This is a genomic window from Rhizobium sp. Root1220, from assembly GCF_001426265.1.
In the GTDB taxonomy this organism is placed as follows: Bacteria; Pseudomonadota; Alphaproteobacteria; order Rhizobiales; family Rhizobiaceae; genus Rhizobium.
In genome coordinates, this window is sequence record NZ_LMDG01000032.1 from 317518 (window position 1) to 342386 (window position 24869).

A 24869-nucleotide genomic window follows, 5' to 3' on the forward strand; every position below is an offset into this window, starting at 1 on the left:
CTCTTAGTTGATTCATGCAGCATGCCGGCACCGCCGGCATGCTGCATTGCGCGACTTACAGATCGAAATCCGAAGCGGTCAGGTTGTGATTGCCCTTGATGCTGAGCCGGAGCTCGGCAGCATTGTCGGCATCGACGCTTCCCTGGACGACTGTGTACTCGCCATCTACCCGGGTCTCATGAGTGACGATCAACTGTGCGGCACCAGACAGGTTTGATCCGGCAACAAGTGTGAACGACTGATTTCCGGCAAGCCCGTTGTTGGCATCGGTCGCACTCAGATCGATCTTGTCTCCGGGCTGGAACCCTATGATCGTGTCACCGTCGGCGTCCGCTTCGGACAGGAACCGGAACTTGTCGTTGCCGGCACCACCATCGATGACGTTGGCAGAGGCGTTCGCGATGATTGTATCGTTTCCGGACCCTGTCACGATGTTCTCGATGCCCCAGAGGGTATCGTCGCCCGATTGACTGCTCACGGCACTGCCACGTGCCATGAACCCACTTCCGAGATCGACGGTCAGATTTGCCGTGATGGCCGCCATGTCGAGCGTATCGGTACCGGCATCGCCGTAGTAGGTGTCGTCGCCGTCACCGGTCTCCGCCACGAACATGTCGTTGCCGTCGCCACCATACGCCGTGTCGTTACCGAGACCGGTCTGGATCATGTCGTTGCCGCCATCGGCAAAGATACGATCGGCCCCGGCGTCGCCGTAGAGCATGTCATTGTCGTCCCCGCCGAAAATGTCATCATTTCCGGCTCCGCCGAAGACGATGTCGTTGCCAGCCCCGGCAACGATGAAATCGTCTCCGTCGTCGCCGCGGACGATGTCCGCACCGGCGGCAGCGATCACCGAGTCGTTGCCACCGAGCGCCAGGATCGTGTCACCGTTCGAGGTTCCCAGCAGAACGTCGGCAGCGACGGTGCCAACAACCGGGGCTCCGGTTGGCGTGCTCGGGGACGGCGGTGGCGTTTCAACTTCGCCATCTCCACCGCCATCCCCATCCCCACCCCCATCTCCGTCACCTGTGTCGGTGAATTCCGGCAGGCCGCCCTCACTTGTAAAGCGGATGCTGTGATTGGCGCTGGTCATCGTTGTCACGCCGTTTTCATCGGTCGTGGTCACATAGTCGTCAGGCGTCGTGCCGGCCGGAAGTTCGATCACGTCCTGGGGTCGCAGCGTTCCGACGATCGTGTCGTGGCCGCCGTTCGACTTGAACACGATCCGGTGCGCAGAACCCAGCGACGATATGTCGATCGTGTCGTCACCCGCCTCGCCATCGATGGTGATGGTGTTGAGACGAAGACTGGTGCCCGAGAAGTCGCCGATCACCTGGATGTTGTCGCCGCCCACCGTCGTGGTGCCACCAGCCGGATCCGATCCGTTGATACGAATTTCCTCGATGTCGGTAAGCTCGGCGATCACGTTTGCAAACGCTGTACCGCCGCGGGTGATGACGATCTCCGGCGTTCTACCGGCAAAGCTGCTTAGGTTGTTGACGCCGACGGCGTCCCAAGCCGCAAGCGTGTAGATCCGGTAGGTCTCGGCGGTGCCGTTGCCGTTGATGACGAAGGTGTCACCACCGGTCCCCTCGGTGCCCCCGTTTATCCGGTCAACGCCGTCCGAGTTCACGAGCGAGGCGGCTGTGGCGTTGTTGGCGTTCCAGATAATGGTGTCGTCGCCATCTCCGCCGTTCAGGATATCCGCACCCGGGCCACCGGTGCCGTTTAGTCCTCCACTTATGACATCGTTGCCACCACCACCGTTGACCGTATCATTCCCTGCCAAAGCATTGATCGTGTCCGCGTTAGCCGTACCGTTAAGCGTATCGTTATTCGCCGTGGCACCTGGCAGCACGGCTGCGGGCGGTCCCGCGAGGATGAAGTCGCTCGCTGTAATGTTGGTCACATCGACTTCTTCGATACGGATCGTGCCGATGACTGCATTCGCCGCATCGCGGATGGTGATGAGGGTGTCGTCAGTTGCGCCGTCCTCGACGTCCGTCAGCTGGATGCGGGACGCGGCAGTTGTCCCGATGTTGGCGGCAGTCAGGCCGAAGGCGCTGAGATCGATCAGATCCTGCGTCGCCGCAGAGCCTCCGGTAGCGTCGAAGTTGTTGATCGTGTCAGCACCGAACCCGCTTGCCGTGTACCGCACGACGTCGTTGCCGTTGGCCACATTGATCGTGTCGTTGCCAGCACCACCGATTATGATGTCGGCGTCGGCACCGCCATCCAGCGCATCGTTGCCGATACCGCCTTCGAGCAGGTCGGCGCCGCCGCCACCGTTGATCGTGTCGTCGCCGCTGCCGCCAAACAGCTGGTTCGCTGCAGCGTTGCCGGTGATCACGTTGGCCAGGGCATTGCCGGTGCCGTTGATCGCTGCGGCTCCGGTGAGGGTAAGATTGTCGACGTCCGCCCCAAGCGTGTATGTCACGGACGCATTGACCAGGTCGGTGCCTTCATTCGCATCTTCATCGACGATGTCGCCAGTGTTGTCGACGACATAGGTGTCGTCTCCAAGGCCACCGATCATCGTGTCGGCGCCCACCAGACCGTCGAGCACATCATTCAGATCACCGCCCTCGATCCGGTTGTTGAGTTCGTTGCCGGTACCGACAAACGGGTCAGCATCGACACCGGTATAGGTCAGGTTCTCGACGTTGGCCTTGCCGACCAAGCTGTAGGCTGCGGCAAGCGTCTCGACGGTGTCGACACCGCCGGCAGCACCCGCGGCCTCGACGATGATATCCTCGCCGGTCTCGTCGATATAGGTGTCGTTGCCGGCGCCGCCGACCAGCGTGTCGAGATCATCACCGCCATCGAGCGTGTCGTTTCCGCTGCCGCCGACGAGCAGATCCTCGCCAAGGCCACCATTGAGCGTATCGTTGCCGTCATGACCGAAGAGCAGATCGAAACCGTCATTGCCGGTCAGCGTATCGCCGCCGGTGGTGCCGGCCAGGGCCGTGTTGACGCCCGCCGCTGCCGTGCGGTCGCCGTTGTCGTCTGTGCTCAAGGCGTAGTCACCGGTGAGGACGTGGCCCTCGAAGGTGCTGCCGTTGAAGTTGATGAACTCCACCGCTTCGCCAGCCGTGTCGAAGTGATCGGTGACGGTGACCTGCTGGCCGTTGAACTGGATCACCAGATCGTCGTTGCCGCCACCGGTGGTCACTTCGAACATGTTGAGCCCGGTCAGTGCCGCCGGCAGCGCCGGTGGCACTGTACCGCCGACCGTGATCCGGTCGGTGCCGCTGGTCTCGTTGATGATGTCGATGCCATCACCAAGGTTGATCACGTAGGTATCGTTACCTGCGCCACCGTTGAGTGTCTCCGCCGCGCCGGAGAAGGCGATCGTCAGGCTGTCGATCGCGACGTAGTCGATAGGGTTGGCGCTATTGGCGTTGGTACCCGCAACGACGAACCTGATCGCCGAGTTGGCTCCGAACGGCCCCGTCAAGGGAGCGTTGGTGATCGATCCGTTTCCGGAATTGTTGTTGATGGTCTGGATCGTCTGGTTGAAGTTGACGCCATCGGCGGCGAACTGAACCGTGACCGTCTCACCTGCGTCGAAGCTGTTCTCGCTGTAGGTGTAGCTGATCGTGGCGCTGGCGGCGCCGGAGAGATTCACGCTTCGCGTGATCGTCGCGGTCCCGTTTCCGGCGTCAGTGTCGTCGTCGCGCAACCTCAGTTGGTTGTTGTCGCTGTCGTCGATCCGGATCTGACCGGCCGTCGCGCTGCTCGTGTTGCCATTGTCGCCCGTTTCGACCCAGGACGATGTCCACGGCGCCGTACCATTGCTGCCGTTCAGCACTGGGGTGGTGAAGTTATCGACATAGTTGCTCGATGTCGCCGCCGTGCTGGGACCGCCGACAAGGATGTCGTTGCCGTCGCCTGCGTTCAGGACGTCGTTGCCGCCCAGACCGAGCAGCAGGTCATCGCCGGTGGTGCCGTTGAGGACGTCGTTCCCAGCGGTGCCGACGATCAGCCCGACCGTGCCGTCAGTGAATTGCAGCCGTTCGACACCGCTAAGCGTGTCCGAGCCGTCGAGGTTGAGCTCGGTGACGTCCGTGACCGTAACACGGCCGTCGGATGTGGCGCCGAAGGTATAGTCGGCGCGGGCACCCTGATACCTGGCAGTGTCGATGTCGCCCGTCGTGGTGTCGGTTCGGATGGTTCGGACGATCGAGAGCTGGCCGGGATTGATCGTGCCATTGAACATGCGCGCCGCCAGCGCCGTCATGCTGTTGACCAATTCGAGTGGTGTGCCGGTATGGTCGACGTCACCCGGTGCAAAAACGCCGATCTGTACGTCGAGCCACTTGTCGCCGTCGATGATGTCGTCGCCGGCGAGGCCCCTCATGATGTCACTGCCATCGCCGCCGAGGATGATGTCACCGGCGCTGTATTCGGTGACGCCGGCACCCAGGACTTCCTGCAGGCCCCTGATCAGGGCGATACCTTCGGCAGCGAGCGCGCTACCCTGGTAGCCTTCCGTGCCGCCCTGAGCAGCCGGCAGCCGCTCTGCCGCAAGGGTATTCGTGCCGCTGAGGATATCGTCGAAACGGGTGCCTGACAGGCCCTCGACCGATTCGTACTCATCGAGCGAGGCGTTCTGGGGCAGTGTCGGCGCCTCGTCGAACACGATCGGGATAGACAGATCGGCATTGACGAAGTTCGGGTTGTCCTTGTAGGTCGCCCAGTCGAAGCCGGACATGCCCACCATCTTGCCGCGGCCAGCGCTGCCGACGAAGATGTCGTCGCCGCCTTCGCCAATGAACTCGTCAAAGCCGCCATCGCCGAGAAATACGTCATGCCCGTCGATCGTGTCGTGCGAGAAGATTTCGTCGAAGTTATCGCCGGGTGCGCCGTCGAAGGTACCTGTCTCGATCCAGTCGTTGCCCTCGTTGCCGAGGATGCGCTCGGCGTTCTTGTTGCCGTAGATGAAGTCATTGCCGGTGCCGGCGAAGACTTCCGAGCCCATGTCCGTGCCCAGGAAGATGAAGTCCTGGCCGTCATTGCCCATAACCAGGTCAAGCCCTGGACCGGCGTGGACCACGTCATTGCCTTTGCCGGCCTTGATGTTGTCGTCGCCGCCGCTGTCGACGATGATATCGTCGCCGTCGCCGCCGTTGATGATGTCGTTGCCGAACCCACCTTCGAGCCGGTCATTGCCTCCGTCGCCGAAGAGGGTGTCGTCGCCGACGCCGGCAATAATGGTGTCATTGGCCTCAGTGCCGCCCATCACCACGTGGTCGCCGCCGGTGTAGCGCAGATAGTTTGTGTCCGCTCCCGGAGTCGCCGGGTTGTTGCGGATGACGAGCTGCGTCAGGATGCCTTCCCCGGTGGGATCGGTATTTTCCATGACTCCGTCGCCGTCAAGATCGTTGAACTGCCGGGTCTGGTTGACCTCGAGGATAAGGCCGGGGGTGGAGAACACATCCGACGGCAGATGGGTCGCGTCGGTGTTGCGCATGATCATTGAGGCGAAGGAATTGTTCTCCATCTCGCCGAACAGGTGCAGGCCGTCGAGACGCTGCAGGTAGTAGAAGCGGTCGCCGCTCTGCAGCTTCTCCATCTGGGTTTCGAAGACGAAGTTGAAGGTCGAGCCGAGCATGCCGCCGAACGGCATGATCTCTTCGGCGAGGCCACCTATCCAGAGATCAACGAGATTGAGGCCGCCGAGATTGCCGGCATACTGTCCGGTGCCGTTGAGGAAGGCCTGCCGGTCCGCCTCGTCGAGTGGTGCCAGCGGTTGCAGGACGTTCAACTGGATGTCATCGACCAGAATCTGGTTGCTGGTGCCGCCAGTCTGCTGGATTTCGATCCTCAGGGTCTGGCCGGCGAGGGCGCTCGCGATGGCGGCGGTCTGGAATGCTACTGTGGACCAGTTGCCATCGAGCGGCGCAGCAAGAGCTTGGGTTGCCAGTACGGTTCCGCCACTCGATACGAGCCTGGCGACGCCGCCGGGCCATACCGTATCGGTTCGATCGCCGATGTCGAAGCTGAGGCTGTAGCTGGCGCCTTCCTGGAGAACCACGCCGGTATCTCGCGACAGCATGGCGTCTTGGCCAAGCCAGGCGACATTCGTCCCCTGCAGTCCCGCCGGATTGATCACGGCGGCAGTCGGTGCAAACAGGCCGCCCGTCCCGGTCATCGTCCAGCCGGTCGGTGCCGTGAGCGTATAGTTGCCAAGCGCGTCGACGATCACGTTGGGGGCGCCCGATGCAAGTGAATCCGCCTCGAAGCTGGCATTGCTGATCGCCGCTGCCTGACTGCCCGTGGTCGTCAGGCCGACCAGTGCCATTGCCGCGTCGCGCTTGCCCTCGAGCGTCGTCGCTTCCAAGATTGACTCATGGGTACCGTAGGCGGCGATGAAGTTGATGATCGACGCTTCATGCTTGAGGTGGCCGGCAAAGTCGATCCAGCTCTCATAGGGTTTCAGCAGGGCATCCTGGTTGGTGGCTTCGTAGAACTGCGCGCGCGCTTCGTTGAGAGACGGCACACCGGTGTCGCGACCGCGTGCCAGATTGATGGTGGCAAGGTCGAGCGGCAGGCCGAGCAGGTTGTTGCGCAAGGCGCTGGTAACAAATTCGTCGATCTCGTTGCCGACCTGACGGGTCATGCCGCGGATGATTGCGCCGGCGCTGATGCCGTCGACCACCTCGGTCGTCCCGCCATTGTTGGCGAACTGGATCGGGTTGAGGAAGCCCTCGATCAGGCTGATCTGATCTTCGTTGAAGGTCGGATCGAAGCGATCGATCGTTTCTGTCAGCATCGAGTGGCCGAAGCGGTAGACGACATGCGCGAACTCGGCGACGATCGACGGATCGATCGTAACGTCATAGCCGTCCGGCACCAGGAACACGTTAATGTTCGGCTGGATCTTGCGTGCAAATTCTTCGAACACGAGATGCTGGTACTGCATTTCGGTGCCGAACTTGGCGGCCTGGAACAGTCGCTCGCCATCCCAGATCAGCCCGGCCGCCGTTGCAGGAACCGCGGCGACGTCGTTGACGAGCCATTCGTTCAAAAAAGCCACCGCTTCGGCCGGTGTTGCGCCGTCCGCCAGCATTGCCTGTGCGTCCGCCAGTACGACCGTCTTGGTGTGTTCCACCAGACGGTTGTGCTCCGCGTGGAAGACGTGGTGGACAGCGGTCAGGCCGATATTCTCGTTGGCGCGGCCATCACCAGCGACGTAATGCGCATCGAGCAGTTCGTCGTCGTAGGCACCGGGTTCGAACCCGGGATTGTTCAACCCGATTTCGATGTCGCCATCGGCCAGGCCGTCAGGAACCGCGTTGTGGGCGATGTCGGCGAGGAACGCATGGCCGGTGAGGAATGCGTTCGCCGGCACCAGGACACCAAGGCCACCGTTGGCGGCTGGATTGCCTTCCACCAGCCCGGTCGAAGTCACGATCTGCGGGAAGCCGTTGAGACCGGGGATGAAGTTGCCGTACTGGTCGGTTGCCAGAAGCGGGACATTGCCGACATTGACGTCGAGCAGCTGGATACCGAGGAGGGACGCCGCCTGGGCCTTGAGTTCGCCCCAGGTCGCCATGCCACCATTGCCGCCCTCAATGAGGTTGCCGGTCGAAACCGGGTCTCCTGCCGCATCGAATGCATACTGGCGCAGAAACACCTGATGCGAAGGATGGGAGGAATACGTCTGGTTCTGGTCGACGAAGGCAGTGGTGGTGTTGACCGGGCGATCGGTATTGTCAGCGGCTTCGTTTATTGCCGTTAGCGGGTTGTCGACGAGAATGCCGTCCGGTCCTGGTCCTACATTCGTCGCGCGCGTCAGGACCATGAAGTTGGTCGGGCTGGTCGGATCGTACAGCGGATCGTCCGGCAGCAGCGGGATAAAGACGGTGCCGCTGCCGCCCTTGGCGACGAGGTCGAGGCCATGATCGAAGAACTGGCCGAAGAGCGTGAACCAGGAGTTGAACGGCGCCGACAGACCTTCGTCGGGCGCGGCATTGGTGATCACGATGTTTGCGCCGTTGAGCTCGATGCCACTGGAAGTGAGCAGAGTCATGAGCGCGTCGTCAGCAGCGTCCAGAGCGGTCTCCGCCGAGAGAAGGTTGGCGGCAGCGTCGGCGGCTGCTTGTTGGAGCGCCACATTTCCTGGGCTGGCCGACGCTGCCGCCTGCGCTTCGGCATTGACGCGCGCAGCGGAATTGACGGCGTTGAAAAGAGGCTTCAGCGGCTCATAGGCGGCGCTGATCTGCCCCGTAACCGCGATCTGGTTCGCCGCCGGCACGATACCGGCGCGTTGCAGCCCGGTCAGGATTGCCGACGGGTTGCCAAGGGTCTGATCGACGATAAGATTTGAGATGGTGCGGATACTGCTGTCGACGACAATGGAATTGGGATTGGTGGACGGGTTGTAATTCGGCGCGGTCGGCATCGCAGGCGCGCCGCCGGGGCCGTCCATGTCGAGCGGCGTGCCGGCTGCAGGCCGAAAAATCGTGCCCAGATGCTCGGGGAATTCGGTGTCGGCCGCGCCCCATTCGGTATGAAGAAGGTTGTTATAGGTGCCATCGACGGTACGCAGGCCCCAGGCCAGGTTATACGTGGGAATAAGGCCACCCGCGCCATAGAGCGGCTGTCCGGCCGCGTGGGCCTCGGCGATCTTGATCTGCGCCAGAATGAAATCGAGATCTGACCGAATGTAGGTGACCATAGCTTCTCTCCCGTTGCTTGGTTGGCTGCAAATCTTCGGCAGCCGTGTTCCGGACACGTTGAGAGACCCCACCAAAAGAGTGGATCTGCTTGGCCAGTATTGCTTTTTTGGCGTAGTCTCCCGTAAGCAGATACTGACCGAGCGAGGCCTGCGGGAACAGGTCCCATGGTCTATCGATATCAACTGACCTTGGTCGCAGGCATCACTGAACTTTAGGACACCAGCGGCGCTATCTTTAGGGTAGCGGCCGCCTTCACTGACTTCTGACACCGGGCTGATCGGCCGCGTGCATCGGCCGCCGGTGTCGAAGCCTGCCGTTGGCGTTCGGATCTGCCTTGGGCCGCGTGCTCGACGCCCTGCGGGCCCCCTATGCTTCGGTATGGTACCAAGCGCCCTTTTGACCTGATAGTTTCAAGTATCGGACGGTGGCGCCGAAGTTTGCTTTCTCGTCCGGATGGAAAGGAATTGCAGACAACGGTTCTGGTGCCGGATCGGCGTCGCTGATTCATCACTGCTTTGAGTACCTCCCGCGGTGCCAGATTGCAGAGTAAAGAAGGATGCAAAAGTGCAGATTACCTATCATATCGGCAGGCACGACGGCGGGTGGAGCTACAGGCTCGGTGACGTTTGGTCAGAGGCCTTCTCAACACACGGCGCGGCGCTATCGGCCGCTAAGCATGCGGCACTCCGGCAGCAGGTCGAGGGCAAGAGCGCCGAGATTCTGTATCAGGACGAAACGGGGGTCTGGCATCACGAGTATGTTCGTTCGGACGACCGCCCGGAAGCAATCGTGGCGGATCGGTGATGCCGGGCTATGGGGCCTGCCGTTCTTTTTCGAGTCGCCATCACCAAGCAGCCCTCATGCTGATGAAGTTCAGCCGCCGGACGACCCTCATGACTGGTTCAAAAGGCGGGTTTCACGGCGATCAGGAAACGCGCCGCGAGTCCGCTGTCCGTCCAGCCAGACTGTTTGAAATTCCCTTCACATTTGGGCTCCGTTAACTTTTTGTTAACCAAAGCAGCGCTACACATGGTCAACGATTTCTTAACATAGATGACCAAAGTGCTAACAGACGCTCGCTCGATCCGTATAAAGGGCCGCTCTTTTCTGGCGGTCATGCTGTCACCGGATCTGCCTTTCGATGACTGGTTGATCCGACTGGACGATCTGGCTGCTCGTTCCGCGGGCTTCTTTTTGGGACGCCCTGTCGTGCTCGATGTGACGGATCTCGCAATCGACAGGACGCAGTTGAAAGACCTTATCGCGGAACTGACGGCCCGCAATGTGAGTGTCATGGGGATAGAGGGCGGACGGCCATCGATTCTCGGTCCAGGCATGCCGCCCGCCCTCAAGGGTGGTCGCCCGGTGTCCGACCTCGAAGTGCCTCAACCGGAGCCAACTAACGAATTGACGAGCAGGCCTGCGCCACAGGAGATCCGACAGACGACGCAATCGATCGTCATCAGAGAGCCGGTGCGTTCCGGGCAATCGGTGATCTTTCCGGAAGGCGATGTAACGGTCATCGGCTCGGTTGCATCAGGCTCGGAGATCATCGCGGGGGGGTCCGTGCACATATACGGGACGTTGCGTGGGCGTGCGATGGCAGGGTCGGTCGGAAATGCGTCGGCGCGTATCTTCTGCCGCAAGCTTGAGGCGGAACTTGTCGCAATCGACGGTATCTACAAAATGGCAGAAGACATGGCACCAAACCTTCGCGGGCAGGCTGTGCAGCTCTGGCTCGAAGACGACGCGATCAAGGCCGAAAAACTTATCTGAGCCGGGGCTGGCCAGGACATTAGGAGAGCAAGATGGGGAAAGTCATCGTCGTCACTTCAGGCAAAGGTGGAGTTGGCAAGACAACTTCTACCGCTGCACTTGGAGCGGCTCTGGCACAGCGAAACGAGAAAGTCGTCGTCGTCGATTTTGACGTCGGGCTGCGGAATCTCGATCTGGTGATGGGTGCGGAGCGCAGGGTTGTCTACGACCTGATCAACGTTATTCAGGGTGACGCGAAACTGCCGCAGGCGCTGATCCGCGACAAACGACTGGAAACGCTCTTCCTTCTCCCGGCCTCCCAGACCAGGGACAAGGACAATCTGACCGCCGAGGGTGTCGAGCGCGTCATGAACGACCTGAAGCGCAATTTCGACTGGGTCATCTGCGATAGCCCCGCCGGGATCGAGCGCGGTGCCACACTCGCCATGCGGCATGCGGATGTTGCCGTCGTCGTGACGAACCCCGAGGTCTCGTCGGTTCGCGATTCCGACCGCATTATCGGCCTTCTGGACTCCAAGACTGCCAAGGCCGAGCGAGGCGAGCGTATGGAGAAGCACCTGTTGCTGACCCGCTACGACGCCAATCGTGCCGATCGCGGCGACATGCTCAAAGTCGACGACGTTCTGGAAATTCTTTCGATCCCGTTGCTGGGTATTATTCCCGAAAGCATGGATGTTCTGCGCGCCTCCAATATCGGCGCGCCAGTCACTTTGGCTGACGGTCGCTGTGCGCCGGCCATGGCCTATTTCGACGCTGCCCGCCGGCTGGCGGGCGAGGACGTACCGATGACGATTCCAGGAGAGAAGCGGGGCTTCTTCGGCAAGATTTTCGGAAGGAAGGCCGCATGAGCATTTTCAGTCTTTTCACCAAGCAGAGAACCGCGCCTGCCGCCCGTGAGCGGCTCCAGGTCCTGCTGGCCCATGAACGATCCTCTACGGGTTCGGACCTGATTTCAGTGTTGCGCGAGGAGATCCTTGCCGTGATCGCCAAGCACGTGCAGGTCGACGCCGACCGGGTGCATGTCAAGATGGATCGCGACGAGCACATGTCGATCCTGGAGATCGATGTGGAGATTCCGCTGCATGCGGCCGTGAAGGCGGCTTGATGTTGGCAGGTGGCACCCCACGGTGCCACCTATAGTCCAAAATGGTTGGTCTTGCGGCATCCGCCTGGCCGGCGCGCCCCTATCCAATTGCTAATACTCAGGACGTGGGCGCAACGCATCTGCGCTGTCATCAAGCTCGGCTTGAGCGGCATTGAGGGCATTGCCTTCACCTGGAAATGTCTTGCTGTCGACAGGAGGCAGCTCACCTTTGGTATCCGACACGCGATAGAACCACTGTTCATCGGCACCCTCTACCGTCAGCATGAACCGGCCGTAGCTCGCATAGGCCCGGCCGTTGTCGTCGCGCAGCCACCCCGCGGTGGGATAGGGTTTCTTCTTCTTGAAGAGGAGCATTCTTGCCTCCTTTCGGCAGAACTTCAAAGTACGATTTTTGGCTCCTGTGAAAACCGAATATACTCGGTATGGTTTCAAATCTGTTGTATGCGCTCATGCACCTTCATCACGCACGGCACCTTGCCGCTGCGTGCCTGCCTCGCGGAACTCAACGGCATCGTCAGCTGTGTGTAGCGCGATGGCTTTGGCTTGGGCCTGACTTTCAATAGGGGGCGAGCGGAGAGTCGGAAGCAGGGAACGCAGCCGCCTGCCGTGTGAAGGGCTCGTGATATTGAAAGAGCGAACCGTGCCCGGCGTCCGGATAGGTCATGAAAACTGCTTTCGAGAGGATCTCGCTCAACCAATAGGAGTTTCGGACGGGGATCATCTGGTCGCCGACACCGTTGACGACGAGCGTCGGCTGGCGGATGTTCTTCAGATCGGCGAAGCGCTCGCCGCTGAATTGCTCCCCTTCCCGAAACGCCGCGATCTGAGCTCCAGCAACCTTGCGCCCGGAAACAGGCTCGCGATCCTTCGTCCGCTGCATCAGCCTTCCGATGAAAGCCTGACCGGCATCCTGGCTTGCTGGCGACGACGCGAAGAAGATCTTTTGCAGGATCGCATATCCCTTCAGCGTACGATCGCCGAAGTGCTTGGCCAATAAGGGCTTTTCCAGGTGCATGATATCTTCGCTACCACGTGGAGCGGTGCCGACGAAAATGATCCGCCGAAAGATGGACGGACGATCCAACGCGATCTGCTGCGCCACCATCCCGCCAAGCGACTATCCGACGATGTCGCAGCGGCCGATGCCGAGGCCATCCAGAAATGCGAGCGCATGCTCGGCCATGCGAGCGATCGTTGGCGGCACATCACCGGACGGGCGGCCTATGCCGGCATTGTCGAAAAGGATGACCTCTCTGTCGGCGGCAAGCGGGTCGGTGACGGCAGGATCCCAGTTGTCCAGCGTTCCGGTGAAGTGCTGGAGGAACAGCAGCGGCAGTCCCGAGCTTTTTCCGAAACGCCTGAAGGCGCGCAGTGCCATCCCCGGGTTCCCGGCTTCCCTGCAGGATGCAGTGGACGCAGGCGACGGAAAGTGGCTGTGGAACGTTGGCGATCATACCGCTCGCCCGTGTGCAGCGGCTCAAACTGTGTTGCGCGTGCACAGGCGCGTTGCACGACCACAGTGCCCGGCGCCAGTTCAGGGACGCCGAGCGGTCTTGCTGTCAGCCTTTGATGAAGGCGAGCAGGTCCGGGTTAATGACTTCGGCGTGTGTTGTGAGCATGCCATGCGGATAGCCCGGATAGATCTTCAGAACGCTGCCCTTGATCAGTTTGTGCTGCAGCAGGCTGGCGTCCTTGTATGGCACGATCTGATCGTCATCGCCTTGAGTAACGAGAGTCGGCACCTTGAATGCCTTCAGATCATCGGTCTGGTCGGTTTCCGAGAAGGCCTTGATGCCTTCATAATGTGCCAGGGCGCCGCCGATCATGCCCTGCCGCCACCAATTGTTGATGATGCCTTGGGAGATCTTCGCGTCGGGCCTGTTGAAACCGTAGAAGGGACCTGTCGGCAGGTCGATGTAAAATTGTGCCCGGTTGTCGGCCAGTGCCTTGCGCAAGCCGTCGAAGACGGCAACCGAGGTGCCCTCGGGATTGGCTGTGGTCTTCAGCATCAAAGGTGGAACCGAGCTGACAAGAATAGCCTTGGCGACACGGCCCTGCGGCTGGCCATATCGGGCCACGTAGCGGGCCACTTCGCCGCCACCGGTGGAGTGACCGATGTGGATGGCGTTGCGCAGGTCGAGATGCTCGACCACGGCCGAGGCATCGGCTGCATAGTGATCCATGTCGTTGCCGATGGACACCTGGGTCGAGCGGCCATGACCGCGTCGGTCGTGAGCGATAACGCGATAACCGTTCGCCAGGAAGAACAGCATCTGGTTGTCCCAGTCGTCGGCCGACAGCGGCCAGCCGTGATGGAAGTGAATGGGCTGGGCATCGCGCGGACCCCAGTCTTTGAAGAAGATTTCGGTGCCGTCCTTGGTCTTGATGAAGCCGCTGCTCATTGTATTTTCTCCTGTTGAACGATGGGTTCTCTTCGAATTCTGCGCCAACGCGTCATGCGTGACGAAGCTTGATACGGCCAAGCCGGCGGCACCGGCGACGATCTGCCGACGCGTCAGATGGAAGCTGTCCGTCAAGGACCGACCGTTGCTCCCGGCTTCGTCTGTTCGCCGTTCCGGCTGTCCTGGTGGAGATGCTGTCTTCCTCGGTTTCATGCGAATTACCTCCTGTTGGTTGACTTTCCGGCCGGCTGGAGCTGGGTGGCGCAGCCGCCATCGGGGCCTGCGGGCGAAGGGTCAGAGACCAAGATCCGAAAGGCTTGGATGGTCGGCAGGGCGGGGCCCCGAGCGATCCCAATGATACTTGCGGTCATTTTCGCGGATGGGAAGGTCGTTGATGCAGGCGAAGCGGCGTTTCATCAGTCCGTTGCCGTCGAACTCCCAGTTCTCGTTGCCATAGGACCGAAACCAGTTTCCGGAATCGTCGTGCCATTCATAGGCGAAACGCACGGCAATTCTGTCGTCGGTGAAAGCCCACAGCTCCTTGATCAGGCGATAGTCAAGTTCCTTTGCCCATTTGCGGGTCAGAAACGCGATGATTTCGGTCCGGCCGTTTACGAATTCCGAACGATTCCGCCAGTAGCTGTCCGGTGTGTAAACCTGTGACACCCGTTCGGGGTTGCAGGAATTCCAGCCATCTTCGGCGCCGCGAACCTTCTTTTCCGCAGTTTCGCGGGTGAAGGGCGGGAGGGGCGGGCGACTTTCTGTCATGGTTCGGGTTCCTTTTGCTGGCCGCGCGTCAGGCGGCGTGAAGCTCAATCGAGGGCAGGTGATGTCCAATCTGTTCTCGCCGCCGCGTTGTCAGTCCAGGCTCGACGGGTCGTTAGCTGAAGCTCGCGTCGCTGATGTCAATGGCGACCATCAGCATGTCGAGCACCGGGCGTCTGTCCGGACCCCTCGTATAGGCGCGGCGTCTGGTGGGCAGGGGGATGCCGTTTGCGGTCACATAGTCAGACGTCAACTGCGATGCGCCAAACCCACCTGCAATGTTGACGTTGTAGTCGTGGCGACGCAGCATCAAGTCTTCGCCGAAGAAGAAGTCCTGTGCGAAACTATGCGTTTCGATCGAGCCGGGAAAATAGGCCCGTAATACGCGCCACGTCTCGCCCCCCTCGCGCCACTGTTCGGTCTCCTCGACATGCACACCGTCCATGGCAAGGAGAAACGGCGTCACGAGATAGGTCCAGAGCGCTTCGCCGTTGAAATAGGCGCGATGAAGCGGATCCCAGGGGGTGTTCATCTGATGGCCCGCAAACGAATCCTTGGGCACACGCCGCTCCGCGACGATCGCACCGTCCAGTTTCTCTATGGCAATTCGGTCCGGCGTGAACATGGTGCGTTGGTCGGGCGCGCCATAGGGCAACACCGATGACCGCTCCTGATGCAGCCAGACCGTCATTCGGCGTGGACTTGTATCCTGCAAGAGACCCTTGAGAGAAAAAAAGCCACCACCGGTGACGATCGTCGCCTCCACCCTTTCATAGGTGTTCCACCGATCCATACCGCCATGCGCATCAATCACCTTGGCTAGAAGTTCGTTCACAGGACCCTCCTCGGTAGTGTGGCAGGCGTTTCAATTGTTGGCATTTCCGAGCGACTGATAACCCCGGTACCGAAACAGCATCGTGTAGGGAAATCCGTGGTATGCAGGTAAATAATTGCAAATCGAAGAAACGCTTCGATGCGAACGTTGCCGGAAAACTACCCGCAGCGGCGGGGCCTTATAACCATACTTAGGTTTAGGTAGGTTAAGTTTGTTGATTGTCAGCAATCTACTGTCGTATAAGAGTGCATGGCAAGTGAACAACCTCTTCGCGCGATCCAGCGCCACAGTCTTGAAAGCCGTGCAGCAGACGAGCTTCGATCTGCGATCATTGCCCGTCGCTATGCCCCGGGCAGCCGGCTGACCGAGATGCAGCTCTCGGAGATGCTTGGTATCTCCAGAGGCACAGTCCGCTCAGCATTGCAAAAGCTTCTCACCGAGGGCCTCGTGGCACAGCGTCCTTACGCGGCGTGGGAAGTCACGGGGTTTTCAGCTAAGGACGTATGGGAATTATATACGTTGCGAGCTGCGCTTGAGGGGTTGGCGGCCGAACTCGTCGCAGATGCAATCGCGCGAAAAACACTTGATCCAAAGCCCATAGTGGAAGCGTTCGATGCGCTCAGAACAGCCTGCGAGAAATTTGACACGAAGCAGGCCGACACTGCCGACTTCGCGTTTCACAAGGTCATTGTCGCCTCATGCGGTCATCGCCGTCTGCTAACCCAATACGAGCGCGTTGACGCCCAGATCCAGATGCTGATCGTGGTCGGCAACGAGGTGCCCGATGCAGTCACGCGTCTCGTCGCGGAGCATCAGCCGCTTCTCGATGTATTGCTTTCCGGTCAGCCAAGCTTGGCTGGAAGCGTCTTCCGAGCCAACGTAGCTGCGGCCGGGCAGGATGCCGTCGCGCGCTGGCCGGTAGATCATCCGGACGAAGAGAAGTAACGCCAAAAGACTGTGCTGTCGCTGCTTTGAACGCTTCCTTGAGTAGGCGTCCGCAGTATTTTCAGCTGAATGTACTTCCTTTCGGCGCTATGAGGCCCGCGACATTACTCGAGCAGCATCAGAAAAACTTGACAAGAGTTGTGTAGAATTTGGTTCTATTTGCAACTTGCTGATTGTTGACAATTAACCGTCACAGACCTTCAATGTGTGTCAGAGCAGGCGGCAAGCATTTGCCGACTGCCGGCGAGATCGCAGAGAAGGGAGTTCAGGCAATGGCAGCGTCAATAACGCGTCCGCTCTGGTCCACGTGCTGCGGCACACTTGCTCGGGGGAATGGGGAGCCGGTCGCCACAACGACGCGAATTCCCGCATCGCCGCAAGGCAACTTGCGGAAACAATCTGGCAGCAACCTCCTCCGGTCTCCGGGCGAATGGGGATGACCAGCAATCAGTCGGAAAATGAGAGCAACAATGCGCCTCGTCGGGCCGAAGGCGATGCACGCGGTAGTCGCTTGGCTGGGAAGCTGCCAGAACACCTACGGGCACCGGAGGGGGTGCCCCAAGACGTTCATGAAATCAATCTACTTCTGACCGCGATGTTGATGGGCGCGCAGGCCACCTATTTCTGGCTGAACACCAAGCGCCCCAATGTCGATGCAGCCCGACGCAGCTCGATGCGGCTGCACAAGCAGCAGATAAAACTCAACGCGCTTTTCAACGCCATCGCCGACCAGCAGCCAGATCGACTTGATCGACGCTGACGTCATTCGCGCCGACGCGCAGCCGTATTGCGCGACTTGATGTCGAGTTGCGAGCTTGGTCGGTTAGATCGGTGCGCCCGGCGAAAGCCCACCTCAAGGACAGGCAGGGTCGATCAACGCCAGCCAAGCGCAGGCGCGACATGCTTCAGGATTGCCTCGATCACATGTGCGTTGTACTCGACGCCGAGCTGATTGGGAACGGTGAGGAGCAGGGTATCTGCTTCAGCGACGGCTTCATCCTTAGAGAGCTGCTTGACCAGCACATCCGGTTCGGCGGCGTAGGAACGGCCGAAGATCGCTCGCGTATTTTCATCGATGTAGCCGATTGAATCGTCGTCCTTCCCGCTATGGCCGAAATAGGCATGATCACGATCGTCAACGAGCGCGAAGATGCTTCGGCTGACTGAAACACGCGGCGTGCGCTCGTGGCCCGCTTCTTTCCACGCCTCTCGGTAGGCGCGTATCTGCGCAGCCTGCTGGACGTGGAAGGGTTCGCCGGTTTCATCGTCCTTCAATGTCGAGCTCTGCAGGTTCATTCCGAGCTTGGCGGCCCAGACAGCCGTCGCATTTGATCCGGCGCCCCACCAAATTCGCTCGCGGAGACCTTCGGAGTAAGGCTCGAGGCGCAGCAGGCCGGGCGGATTGGGGAACATGGGGCGCGGATTGGGCTGGGCAAAGCCATCACCTTTCAGCGCCTCCAGGAATACTCCGGCATGACTGCGACCGAGGTCGGCATCGTTCGAGCCTTCCTGCGGTTGGTAGCCGAAATAGCTCCAGCCATCGATGACCTGTTCGGGTGAACCGCGGCTGAGACCGAGTTGCAGGCGACCACCAGCGATGAGATCGGCGGCGCCGGCGTCCTCAGCCATATAGAGAGGGTTCTCGTAGCGCATGTCGATGACGGCGGTCCCGATTTCAATAGTCTTGGTCTTCGCGCCCACTGCCGCCAGTAGCGGGAAGGGGGATGCGAGCTGCCGGGCGAAGTGATGTACCCGAAAATAGGCACCGTCAGCACCAAGTTCTTCGGCGGCGACCGCGAGATCGATGGACTGCAAGAGCGCATCACCCGCCGAGCGGGTTTGCGATTGCGGCGATGGCGACCAGTGGCCGAAGGAAAGAAAACCGATCTTTTTCATGATTTTTGCCCGTTGGATGTGGTGAGCCGCTGTTTGAATGGTGGTGACATAACACGGCTCGAGACATAGGCCACGAAAAGATAATCGAACGCTCTGTTCACCCGGCGACTGTCGCTGCTGGAGAGGTAGCCAACCCATGCTCGGATGCATGACGTAGACCTAGGTATAGGTCAGATCGCCCTAAGTTCACTATTAATCTGGGTCGCCTCTAAGCAGTCTTGGCTGCACTGTCGCAAGCGTTCCGCAGGTATTCCGCGACTTCCGAGTTTCCGAGCTGCGGCAATTCACACCGACGTTACCGCGGCAAAGGCGGGACTTGCATCAGGTCGGCAGGAAATAGCGAGATTTCACTTCTAGCTTAAGGGGCAAAGCGATGTCGAATACTGAGTTGGCGACCCTGATCTCGAGGCTCGACTTTGCATGGATCACGAGCCTCCACATCATCTATCCGCCGCTGACAATTGGGCTGGCTGCCATGTTGTTCTTCTCGGAGTGGCGCTGGCTGCGCACCGATGACGAGACCTGGTACAGGCTGTGTCGCTTTTTCGAAAAGCTGTTCATCGTCAACTTCGGCGCCGGTGTGGCGACGGGTGTGACGATGGAGATGGCATTCGGCATTCTTTACGGACCCTTCTCGCAGGCAGCCGGACCCTTTTTCGGCCAGGTTCTCGGCTACGAGACGATTACAGCGTTCATGTATGAGGCGGGCTTCATCGGGTTGATGATCTTCGGTTGGGGCAAGATCAGCCGGAGAATGCACCTGTTTGCGACCTTCAATGTGGCGCTTGCGTCCTCGCTGTCGGCATTCTGGATCATGGATGCGAACTCCTGGATGCAGTCGCCAGCGGGGGTCGAGTATAGGGACGGCGTGTTCCGGATCGTTGACTGGATCGCCGCAATCCTCAACCCCGACGCTCTTGCTGCATTCCCGCACATGCTGGTTGCCAGTTTCGAACTTTCGCTCTGTTTCGTTGCCGCCATCTCGGCCTGGTATCTTCTGAAACAGCAGCACGTGGCTCTCTTCCAGCGATCGCTGAAGTACTCGGTGCTTGCCCTGGTGGCAATTGCTCCACTGCAGGCTTATCTCGGCGACGCCTTGGGCCGTGTTACGGCAGAGGCGAAGCCGGCCGGTCTCGCCGCTATCGAAGGCCATTTTCATACTCTCAATCCCGACGGCAGCCCTAACACCTCCTGGAACGCGCTCGCGTGGCCCAACGCAAAAGGCGATGGCAATGCGTGGTCGATAAAGATCCCGTATGTGTTGAGCCTGCTCGAAACGCACACGTTCAACGAGGCGGTTCCAGGTCTGGATCAGTTCCCGCCGGCCGATCGTCCGGCCGTGGTCATTCCGTTCTATTCTTTCCGCATCATGGCTGGCATTGGCGGTTTCCTCGTGCTGATTGCATTCTGGGGCGCCTGGCTGGCTTTGAGGGGTGGTCTCTCGGTCGCGCGCATTACCGAAAACCGATGGTACCTGCGTGCACTGATCTTCAGCGGCTTCCTGCCCTACATCGCGGTCTGGACCGGCTGGTGGACGCGCGAGGTATCGCGCCAGCCGTGGGTCGTCTACGGCATGATGCGAACCGAAGACGGCGTCAGCAAGATGTCCGTCACGGTGGCCATCGCCTGGCTGGTAGGCTTCATGTTCTTCGAACTGATCGTCTGGGGCGCCACATGGTACTTCCTCGCCAAGGTGGTCCGCAAAGGCCCCGACATGGAAAGCCCGATTGTGGGCGAGGGGCACGAAGCCCTTGGCCATCTCGCGGACGGCCCCTCCAATACCGACAACGAACCGGAATATGTCAGGCCCGTGTGAACAACGTGCGGGAATAGATGAAGGTCGCGGAGTATAGATGATGGATACCCTCACCGAACTGCAGCAGCTACTCGCTTTCGCCTGGTGGATGGCGCTGTGCGTCAGCGTCCTGCTCTACGTCATGCTCGATGGTGCAGACCTCGGGGCAGGCATCATTTCGCTCTTTGTCCCCGACGAGCAGGAGCGCGGAGCGATCATGGCGGCCATGGCCGGTACCTGGGACGCCAATGAAACCTGGCTGGTCCTGGCGGGCGGCATTCTCTTCGGCACCTTCCCGTTTGTCTACGGATCGGCATTCAGCTACCTGCTGCTGCCGCTTGCGCTGGTCCTTTGGGGTATCATGACGCGAGCACTTGCGCTGGAATTCCGCCATCTCGCTGATCCCAAGTGGCGCCGGTTCTCGGACTATGCCTTCGGGCTGTCGAGCCTTGTTACGACATTCTTCGGCGGCATGGCGATAGGCGCGGTTCTTCAAGGTTTCCCATTGACGAGCGATCCGGGCAAGGTGCCGACCTATGTCGGTGGCGCGCTGCGGTTCATCAGCGCCTTCAGTATCTGGACCGGCTTCGCCGCTGTGCTTGTGGTGATGATGGCTGGAGGACTTTTCATCCGTGCGCGCTTCGAGCGGAGCGAACCGTTGCGCCAGCATGTTGCGCGCTGGACCAATTTCGCTTTCATTACCTCTCTTGCCTGTGCCTGCATCACCGTCATCTGGTGTGCCGCGATCTTTCCGTGGGCGGCGCAGAAATGGTTCGGATCGAACTTCTGGATTTGGGGGCTGGTGCTCGTCGCCGTCGTCTACGCGACCATCAACATGCGCTGGGCAATCCACGCGGACCGGGATCTGGCTGCTATCCTGTGGTTCAACCTGACGGTCGCGATCGTGGGGATCTCCATGGCGGCCACAATGTTCCCCTGGCTCGTGCCGAATACCTGGACGATCTACGCAGGCGCCAGCCCACAAGTGTCGCTAATGACCTTCACCCTTACGATGGGCGGCTTCCTCCCGGTCATACTGATGTACAACTGGTACCAGATCTGGGTCTTCCGTGCGCGCATCAGCAAACTCGTCGCTTATCACGATTGAGGCGGTGGGAAGCAAGGAACCGGGGGCGAAGGCCATGACGACTGGATCTCGACGGATGCCGGACCGCTCCGCCACGCGGCAGCGCGAAGGCTGGCTGCGCAGCTACCTTTCTGGTGTCCGCCTGCCGCTTTCGCTGGCGGTCACGGCAGGAATGGTTGCCGGGGTGCTGATGATCATACAGGCTTGGCTGCAGGCCTGTGTCGTCAATGCCGTCACGATCGAAAGCAAAGGGATCGCGGACGTCTGGCACTGGCTGGTCGCACTCCTCGGCATCATCGCCGCGCGCGCTGTGGTCAGTGGCTTGATCGACATCGCCGCCTTCTCGGCGGCTGCAAATGTCAAGCAGAGACTCCGCCGCACTCTATACGACCACATCACTGCACTCGGCCCGGCCTGGATGCAGAACCAGCGCAGCGGCGAGCTTGCCAACACTGTGGTTGATGGCGTGGAGGAAATAGAAAAATACTATGCAAGCTACCTGCCGCAGATGGCACTGGCGGCTCTCCTGCCGCTTGCGATCCTGTTTGTCACGTTTCCGGTCGACTGGGTGTCGGGCCTCATCTTCCTCGTGACGGCGCCGCTGATCCCCGTTTTCATGATCATCATCGGTAAGGGTGCCGAAAGTCTCAACCAGCGTCAGTGGGGCAAACTCTCGCGGATGAGCGCTCATTTCTTCGATGTGATCGAGGGCCTGACGACGCTCAAGCTATTTGGTGCAAGCCGCAGAGAGGCCGAGATGGTGGCGCGGATTTCGGACGAATACCGCAGCAGCACGATGACCGTCCTGCGGGTCGCCTTTCTCTCGGCGCTCGTATTGGAGTTTTTCGCAACGGTCAGCATCGCACTTGCCGCAGTATACATCGGCTTTCGGCTTTACTATCGCGAACTCGATTTCCTTTCGGGCTTCTTCGTCCTGCTGCTTGCGCCGGAATTCTATCGACCATTGAGGGACATGGGTGCGCAGTACCATGCCCGCATGTCGGCGATTGCCTCCTCGGAGAGCATCATTCGCTGCCTGCAGACACCCTTGCCCGAGCGGGTAAGCGACCATGTCGGCTCCGCGACCGGTCGACAAATGCACGTTGCCTTCGAAGGGGTCGGCTTTTCGCATGATGTTGATGGTCATGGCGTTGAAGACATCAGCTTCACGCTCTCGCGGGGCGAAACCGTGGCGCTTGTCGGCCCAAGCGGGGCGGGCAAGACGACGATCGGCCAGCTGTTGCTCGGCTTCCTCCAGCCGCAATTCGGTCGCATCCTGGTCAATGGCGTGGACCTACAGGATATCGACGAGACGGATTGGCTGCGCTGCGTTTCCTGGGTGCCGCAGAGCCCGACCCTGTTTTACGGAACGGTGGGCGAGAACATTCGGCTCGGCGTTCCCGCGGCGTCGGTCGAAGCCATGCGCAAAGCCGCCGCGCAGGCTCAGGCCGACGGCTTCATCACGCGACTTCCTTCAGGTTACGACACGCTGCTCGGCGATGGGGGGCAAGGGCTCTCCGGAGGCGAGATTCGCCGTGTCGCCCTGGCGCGCGCGCTTCTGAAGGAGGCAGAGCTTGTTGTCCTCGACGAGGCGACAGGGGCGCTCGACCGACAGACCGCGTCGCGCGTGATGGAATCGATCAGACAGGTGGCATCGAAGAGCGCCGTGCTTTTCATCACCCACGACCTGGCGGCCGCCGAAATGGCCGACCGGATCATCACGATCGAACGCGGCCGGATCGTGCAAAGGACGGGCCACGGGGAAGCGCCCGCATGTGCGGAGTTGCCCGAGGAAACCGCCAGGTTGGATGAGGTCAGCGCGTCATGAGGGATATATTGCGACTGCTGCGGCTCTTTGGCCCCTATCGTGCCTGGATCGCCGCAGGCATCGGCCTCAGCGTCGTCGTCGCGCTGTCGAACGTTGCCCTTCTCGCGCTTTCCGGCTGGTTCATCGCCTCGATGGCGCTGAGCGGTCTCGGAAACCAGATGTTCAACTTCTTCACGCCGGCTGCTGCGATACGCGGACTTGCGATCACGCGGACGGTGGCGCGCTATCTCGAGCGGGTCGTCACGCACGAAGCGACGCTGCGGCTGCTTTCCGAGCTTCGCGTCTGGTTCTACGGACGTCTTGAGCCGCTGGCGCCGGCAGGCCTGCAATTCTATCGCGGCAGCGACCTGCTAAGCCGACTTCGCGCCGATATCGACAGTCTCGATAATTTCTATCTCCGTATTCTGGCTCCCGTCGTATCGGCAGCCATCTGCGTCGTCGCCTTGCTCGCTGCCGTGTCGTTTATCAGTCCGAAAGTAGCATTCATCAACGGCCTCGGGCTTCTGATGGCGGGTATAGCTTTGCCGCTGCTTGCACAGTGGAGCGGAAGGGGGCCCGGCGCCCGTCTGGTGACGACCCGCGCCGCGCTTCGCGCTGCCGTCACGGACAGTTGCCGGGGGGCAGGCGAATTGCGGGTCTACGGTGCCGTTGGCCGTCAAGGCGTGCATCTCGAGGAACTGGCGCATGCGCTGATTGCCGATCAGCGCCGACTGGTGCGCATTAAGGGCCTGTTTTCCGGCCTTTCGACACTGGCCGCCCAGATCTCTATGTGGGGCGCTCTTATAGTCATCATTCCCGTCATCCATGCTGGAACGCTGCCTCCTGCGGATCTGGCTCTCGTTGCGTTCTTCGTCCTGTCCAGCTTCGACACGATTGCACCGCTACCGACTGCATTCCAGTCACTTGGCGAGACGCTGGCTGCAGCGCGGCGCATCTTCGAGATCGCCGACGCCGAACCGGCGGCGGTCGAGCCGCAACCGGCGACGGCATTGCCGACCCGCTTCGATATCGAAGCAAGCGCATTGCGGATGCGCTATTCGCATGATGCGGCATGGGCGCTCGATGGTGTCAGCTTTCATCTACCCCAAGGCGGAGCGCTGGGCATCGTTGGCCCCTCCGGTTCCGGCAAGAGCAGCCTGTTGAACGTGCTTCTGCGCTTCTGGGATTATCAGGGTGGCGAGGTGACGGTCGGTGGGGTTCCCCTGCAACTGCTCGGCGGCGAACAGGTACGAACCCTTTACGCCGTCGTCGCCCAACAAAGCCATCTCTTTAACGCCAGCATACGAGACAATCTGCTCCTGGCGCGCCCGGCCGCGACCGAAGAAGAGCTTCGCGAGGCATTGAGGCGCGCGGCGGTGCTTGATGAGGTTCTAGCTTTTCCGCGGGGGCTGGATACCTATGTCGGCGAGGCGGGTGCGCGGCTCTCCGGCGGCCAGATGCGACGCATAACCATCGCCCGAGCCTTTCTCAAGGATGCGCCGATCCTGCTGCTTGACGAGCCAACCGAAGGGCTGGATGCGCGTTCCGAACAGCTGGTTCTTCAGGCTCTCAAACAGCTGATGCGGGATCGCACGACGCTAGTCATCACCCACCATCCCGAGGTCTTGACGCTCGTCGATCAGGTGCTGGCGTTGCGGGAGGAAAGACTTGAACCGGACATCAACGCGCAGGACGCCTTTGCCTGTCGGGCTATATGAAGTCGGTATACAGTTGGATGGCAGGATCGACGACGTCGTCCAAACCATCACGCA

General features: G+C 60.5%; 18 protein-coding genes. 10 read left to right on the plus strand and 8 right to left on the minus strand.

Annotated features, from left to right (window positions below; genetic code table 11):
* Positions 1 to 55: 55 nt before the first annotated feature.
* Positions 56 to 8683, minus strand: a complete 8628-nt coding sequence (locus tag ASC90_RS30070) for a peroxidase family protein (RefSeq protein ID WP_056543217.1) — start codon at positions 8681 to 8683, stop codon at positions 56 to 58.
* A gap of 565 nt (positions 8684 to 9248) precedes the next feature.
* Between ASC90_RS30070 and ASC90_RS18450 the strand changes: the two genes are divergently transcribed.
* From ASC90_RS18450 to minE, 4 genes are all read left to right on the plus strand, one after another.
* On the plus strand, positions 9249 to 9488 hold the full coding sequence (locus ASC90_RS18450; RefSeq protein ID WP_056543218.1) for a hypothetical protein: 240 nt from the start codon (positions 9249 to 9251) through the stop codon (positions 9486 to 9488).
* A 249-nt stretch (positions 9489 to 9737) separates the two neighbouring features.
* Positions 9738 to 10460, plus strand: a complete 723-nt coding sequence (minC, locus tag ASC90_RS18460; RefSeq protein ID WP_056543222.1) for a septum site-determining protein MinC — start codon at positions 9738 to 9740, stop codon at positions 10458 to 10460.
* A gap of 32 nt (positions 10461 to 10492) precedes the next feature.
* A complete protein-coding gene (gene minD, locus ASC90_RS18465) occupies positions 10493 to 11308 on the plus strand; it encodes a septum site-determining protein MinD (RefSeq protein ID WP_056543224.1) in 816 nt (271 codons plus the stop codon).
* Positions 11305 to 11565 (plus strand): cell division topological specificity factor MinE, encoded by a 261-nt coding sequence (gene minE, locus ASC90_RS18470; protein ID WP_056543226.1) that lies wholly within the window; start codon positions 11305 to 11307, stop codon positions 11563 to 11565. The genes minD and minE overlap by 4 nt, the downstream gene beginning before the upstream one ends.
* Before the next feature lie 90 nt (positions 11566 to 11655).
* On the opposite strand, the gene ASC90_RS18475 is transcribed toward minE, so the two are convergent.
* The 6 genes from ASC90_RS18475 to ASC90_RS18500 form a co-directional block, all read right to left on the minus strand.
* Positions 11656 to 11919, minus strand: coding sequence for a hypothetical protein (locus ASC90_RS18475; RefSeq protein ID WP_056543228.1), 264 nt, complete (start codon positions 11917 to 11919; stop codon positions 11656 to 11658).
* 202 nt (positions 11920 to 12121) lie between these two features.
* Complete coding sequence (locus ASC90_RS18480; RefSeq protein WP_056543230.1) at positions 12122 to 12670, minus strand: alpha/beta hydrolase; 549 nt, start codon at positions 12668 to 12670, stop codon at positions 12122 to 12124.
* A 12-nt stretch (positions 12671 to 12682) separates the two neighbouring features.
* Positions 12683 to 12943, minus strand: a complete 261-nt coding sequence (locus tag ASC90_RS18485; RefSeq protein WP_056543232.1) for a hypothetical protein — start codon at positions 12941 to 12943, stop codon at positions 12683 to 12685.
* A gap of 181 nt (positions 12944 to 13124) precedes the next feature.
* A complete protein-coding gene (locus tag ASC90_RS18490) occupies positions 13125 to 13967 on the minus strand; it encodes an alpha/beta hydrolase (RefSeq protein ID WP_156393024.1) in 843 nt (280 codons plus the stop codon).
* A gap of 294 nt (positions 13968 to 14261) precedes the next feature.
* Complete coding sequence (locus ASC90_RS18495) at positions 14262 to 14735, minus strand: nuclear transport factor 2 family protein (protein WP_056543236.1); 474 nt, start codon at positions 14733 to 14735, stop codon at positions 14262 to 14264.
* 112 nt (positions 14736 to 14847) lie between these two features.
* Complete coding sequence (locus ASC90_RS18500; protein WP_156393026.1) at positions 14848 to 15567, minus strand: hypothetical protein; 720 nt, start codon at positions 15565 to 15567, stop codon at positions 14848 to 14850.
* A 249-nt stretch (positions 15568 to 15816) separates the two neighbouring features.
* On the opposite strand from ASC90_RS18500, the gene ASC90_RS18505 reads away from it, so the two are divergent.
* Complete coding sequence (locus ASC90_RS18505; protein ID WP_056543237.1) at positions 15817 to 16512, plus strand: GntR family transcriptional regulator; 696 nt, start codon at positions 15817 to 15819, stop codon at positions 16510 to 16512.
* Positions 16513 to 16948: 436 nt separating this feature from the next.
* Positions 16949 to 17272, plus strand: coding sequence for a hypothetical protein (locus ASC90_RS18510; RefSeq protein ID WP_056543239.1), 324 nt, complete (start codon positions 16949 to 16951; stop codon positions 17270 to 17272).
* A gap of 113 nt (positions 17273 to 17385) precedes the next feature.
* Here the strand turns inward: ASC90_RS18510 and ASC90_RS18515 are convergent, their stop codons facing one another.
* A complete protein-coding gene (locus tag ASC90_RS18515) occupies positions 17386 to 18408 on the minus strand; it encodes an LLM class flavin-dependent oxidoreductase (RefSeq protein ID WP_056543241.1) in 1023 nt (340 codons plus the stop codon).
* Between the two features lie 373 nt (positions 18409 to 18781).
* On the opposite strand from ASC90_RS18515, the gene ASC90_RS18520 reads away from it, so the two are divergent.
* From ASC90_RS18520 to cydC, 4 genes are read left to right on the plus strand one after another with little or no spacing between them, the layout of a single operon-like run.
* Positions 18782 to 20224: a cytochrome ubiquinol oxidase subunit I gene (locus tag ASC90_RS18520; RefSeq protein WP_056543242.1), complete on the plus strand. Its 1443-nt coding sequence runs from the start codon at positions 18782 to 18784 to the stop codon at positions 20222 to 20224.
* A 37-nt stretch (positions 20225 to 20261) separates the two neighbouring features.
* Complete coding sequence (gene cydB / locus ASC90_RS18525; protein WP_200950921.1) at positions 20262 to 21311, plus strand: cytochrome d ubiquinol oxidase subunit II; 1050 nt, start codon at positions 20262 to 20264, stop codon at positions 21309 to 21311.
* 34 nt (positions 21312 to 21345) lie between these two features.
* Positions 21346 to 23118 (plus strand): thiol reductant ABC exporter subunit CydD, encoded by a 1773-nt coding sequence (gene cydD, locus ASC90_RS18530; RefSeq protein WP_082519978.1) that lies wholly within the window; start codon positions 21346 to 21348, stop codon positions 23116 to 23118.
* On the plus strand, positions 23115 to 24815 hold the full coding sequence (gene cydC, locus ASC90_RS18535; RefSeq protein WP_056543246.1) for a thiol reductant ABC exporter subunit CydC: 1701 nt from the start codon (positions 23115 to 23117) through the stop codon (positions 24813 to 24815). The genes cydD and cydC overlap by 4 nt, the downstream gene beginning before the upstream one ends.
* The last annotated feature ends 54 nt before the right edge of the window (positions 24816 to 24869 follow it).

Bases quoted from the DNA above. Each gene is read 5' to 3' on its own strand.
- cydD (WP_082519978.1), top strand. From the start codon at position 21,346: ATGACGACTGGATCTCGACGGATGCCGGACCGCTCCGCCACGCGGCAG.
- ASC90_RS18485 (WP_056543232.1), bottom strand. From the start codon at position 12,943: ATGGCACTGCGCGCCTTCAGGCGTTTCGGAAAAAGCTCGGGACTGCCG.
- ASC90_RS18520 (WP_056543242.1), top strand. From the start codon at position 18,782: ATGTCGAATACTGAGTTGGCGACCCTGATCTCGAGGCTCGACTTTGCA.
- ASC90_RS18505 (WP_056543237.1), top strand. From the start codon at position 15,817: ATGGCAAGTGAACAACCTCTTCGCGCGATCCAGCGCCACAGTCTTGAA.
- ASC90_RS18495 (WP_056543236.1), bottom strand. From the start codon at position 14,735: ATGACAGAAAGTCGCCCGCCCCTCCCGCCCTTCACCCGCGAAACTGCG.
- ASC90_RS18475 (WP_056543228.1), bottom strand. From the start codon at position 11,919: ATGCTCCTCTTCAAGAAGAAGAAACCCTATCCCACCGCGGGGTGGCTG.
- minD (WP_056543224.1), top strand. From the start codon at position 10,493: ATGGGGAAAGTCATCGTCGTCACTTCAGGCAAAGGTGGAGTTGGCAAG.
- ASC90_RS18480 (WP_056543230.1), bottom strand. From the start codon at position 12,670: ATGGTGGCGCAGCAGATCGCGTTGGATCGTCCGTCCATCTTTCGGCGG.
- ASC90_RS30070 (WP_056543217.1), bottom strand. From the start codon at position 8,683: ATGGTCACCTACATTCGGTCAGATCTCGATTTCATTCTGGCGCAGATC.
- cydB (WP_200950921.1), top strand. From the start codon at position 20,262: ATGATGGATACCCTCACCGAACTGCAGCAGCTACTCGCTTTCGCCTGG.
- ASC90_RS18490 (WP_156393024.1), bottom strand. From the start codon at position 13,967: ATGAGCAGCGGCTTCATCAAGACCAAGGACGGCACCGAAATCTTCTTC.
- ASC90_RS18510 (WP_056543239.1), top strand. From the start codon at position 16,949: ATGACCAGCAATCAGTCGGAAAATGAGAGCAACAATGCGCCTCGTCGG.
- minE (WP_056543226.1), top strand. From the start codon at position 11,305: ATGAGCATTTTCAGTCTTTTCACCAAGCAGAGAACCGCGCCTGCCGCC.
- cydC (WP_056543246.1), top strand. From the start codon at position 23,115: ATGAGGGATATATTGCGACTGCTGCGGCTCTTTGGCCCCTATCGTGCC.
- minC (WP_056543222.1), top strand. From the start codon at position 9,738: ATGACCAAAGTGCTAACAGACGCTCGCTCGATCCGTATAAAGGGCCGC.
- ASC90_RS18515 (WP_056543241.1), bottom strand. From the start codon at position 18,408: ATGAAAAAGATCGGTTTTCTTTCCTTCGGCCACTGGTCGCCATCGCCG.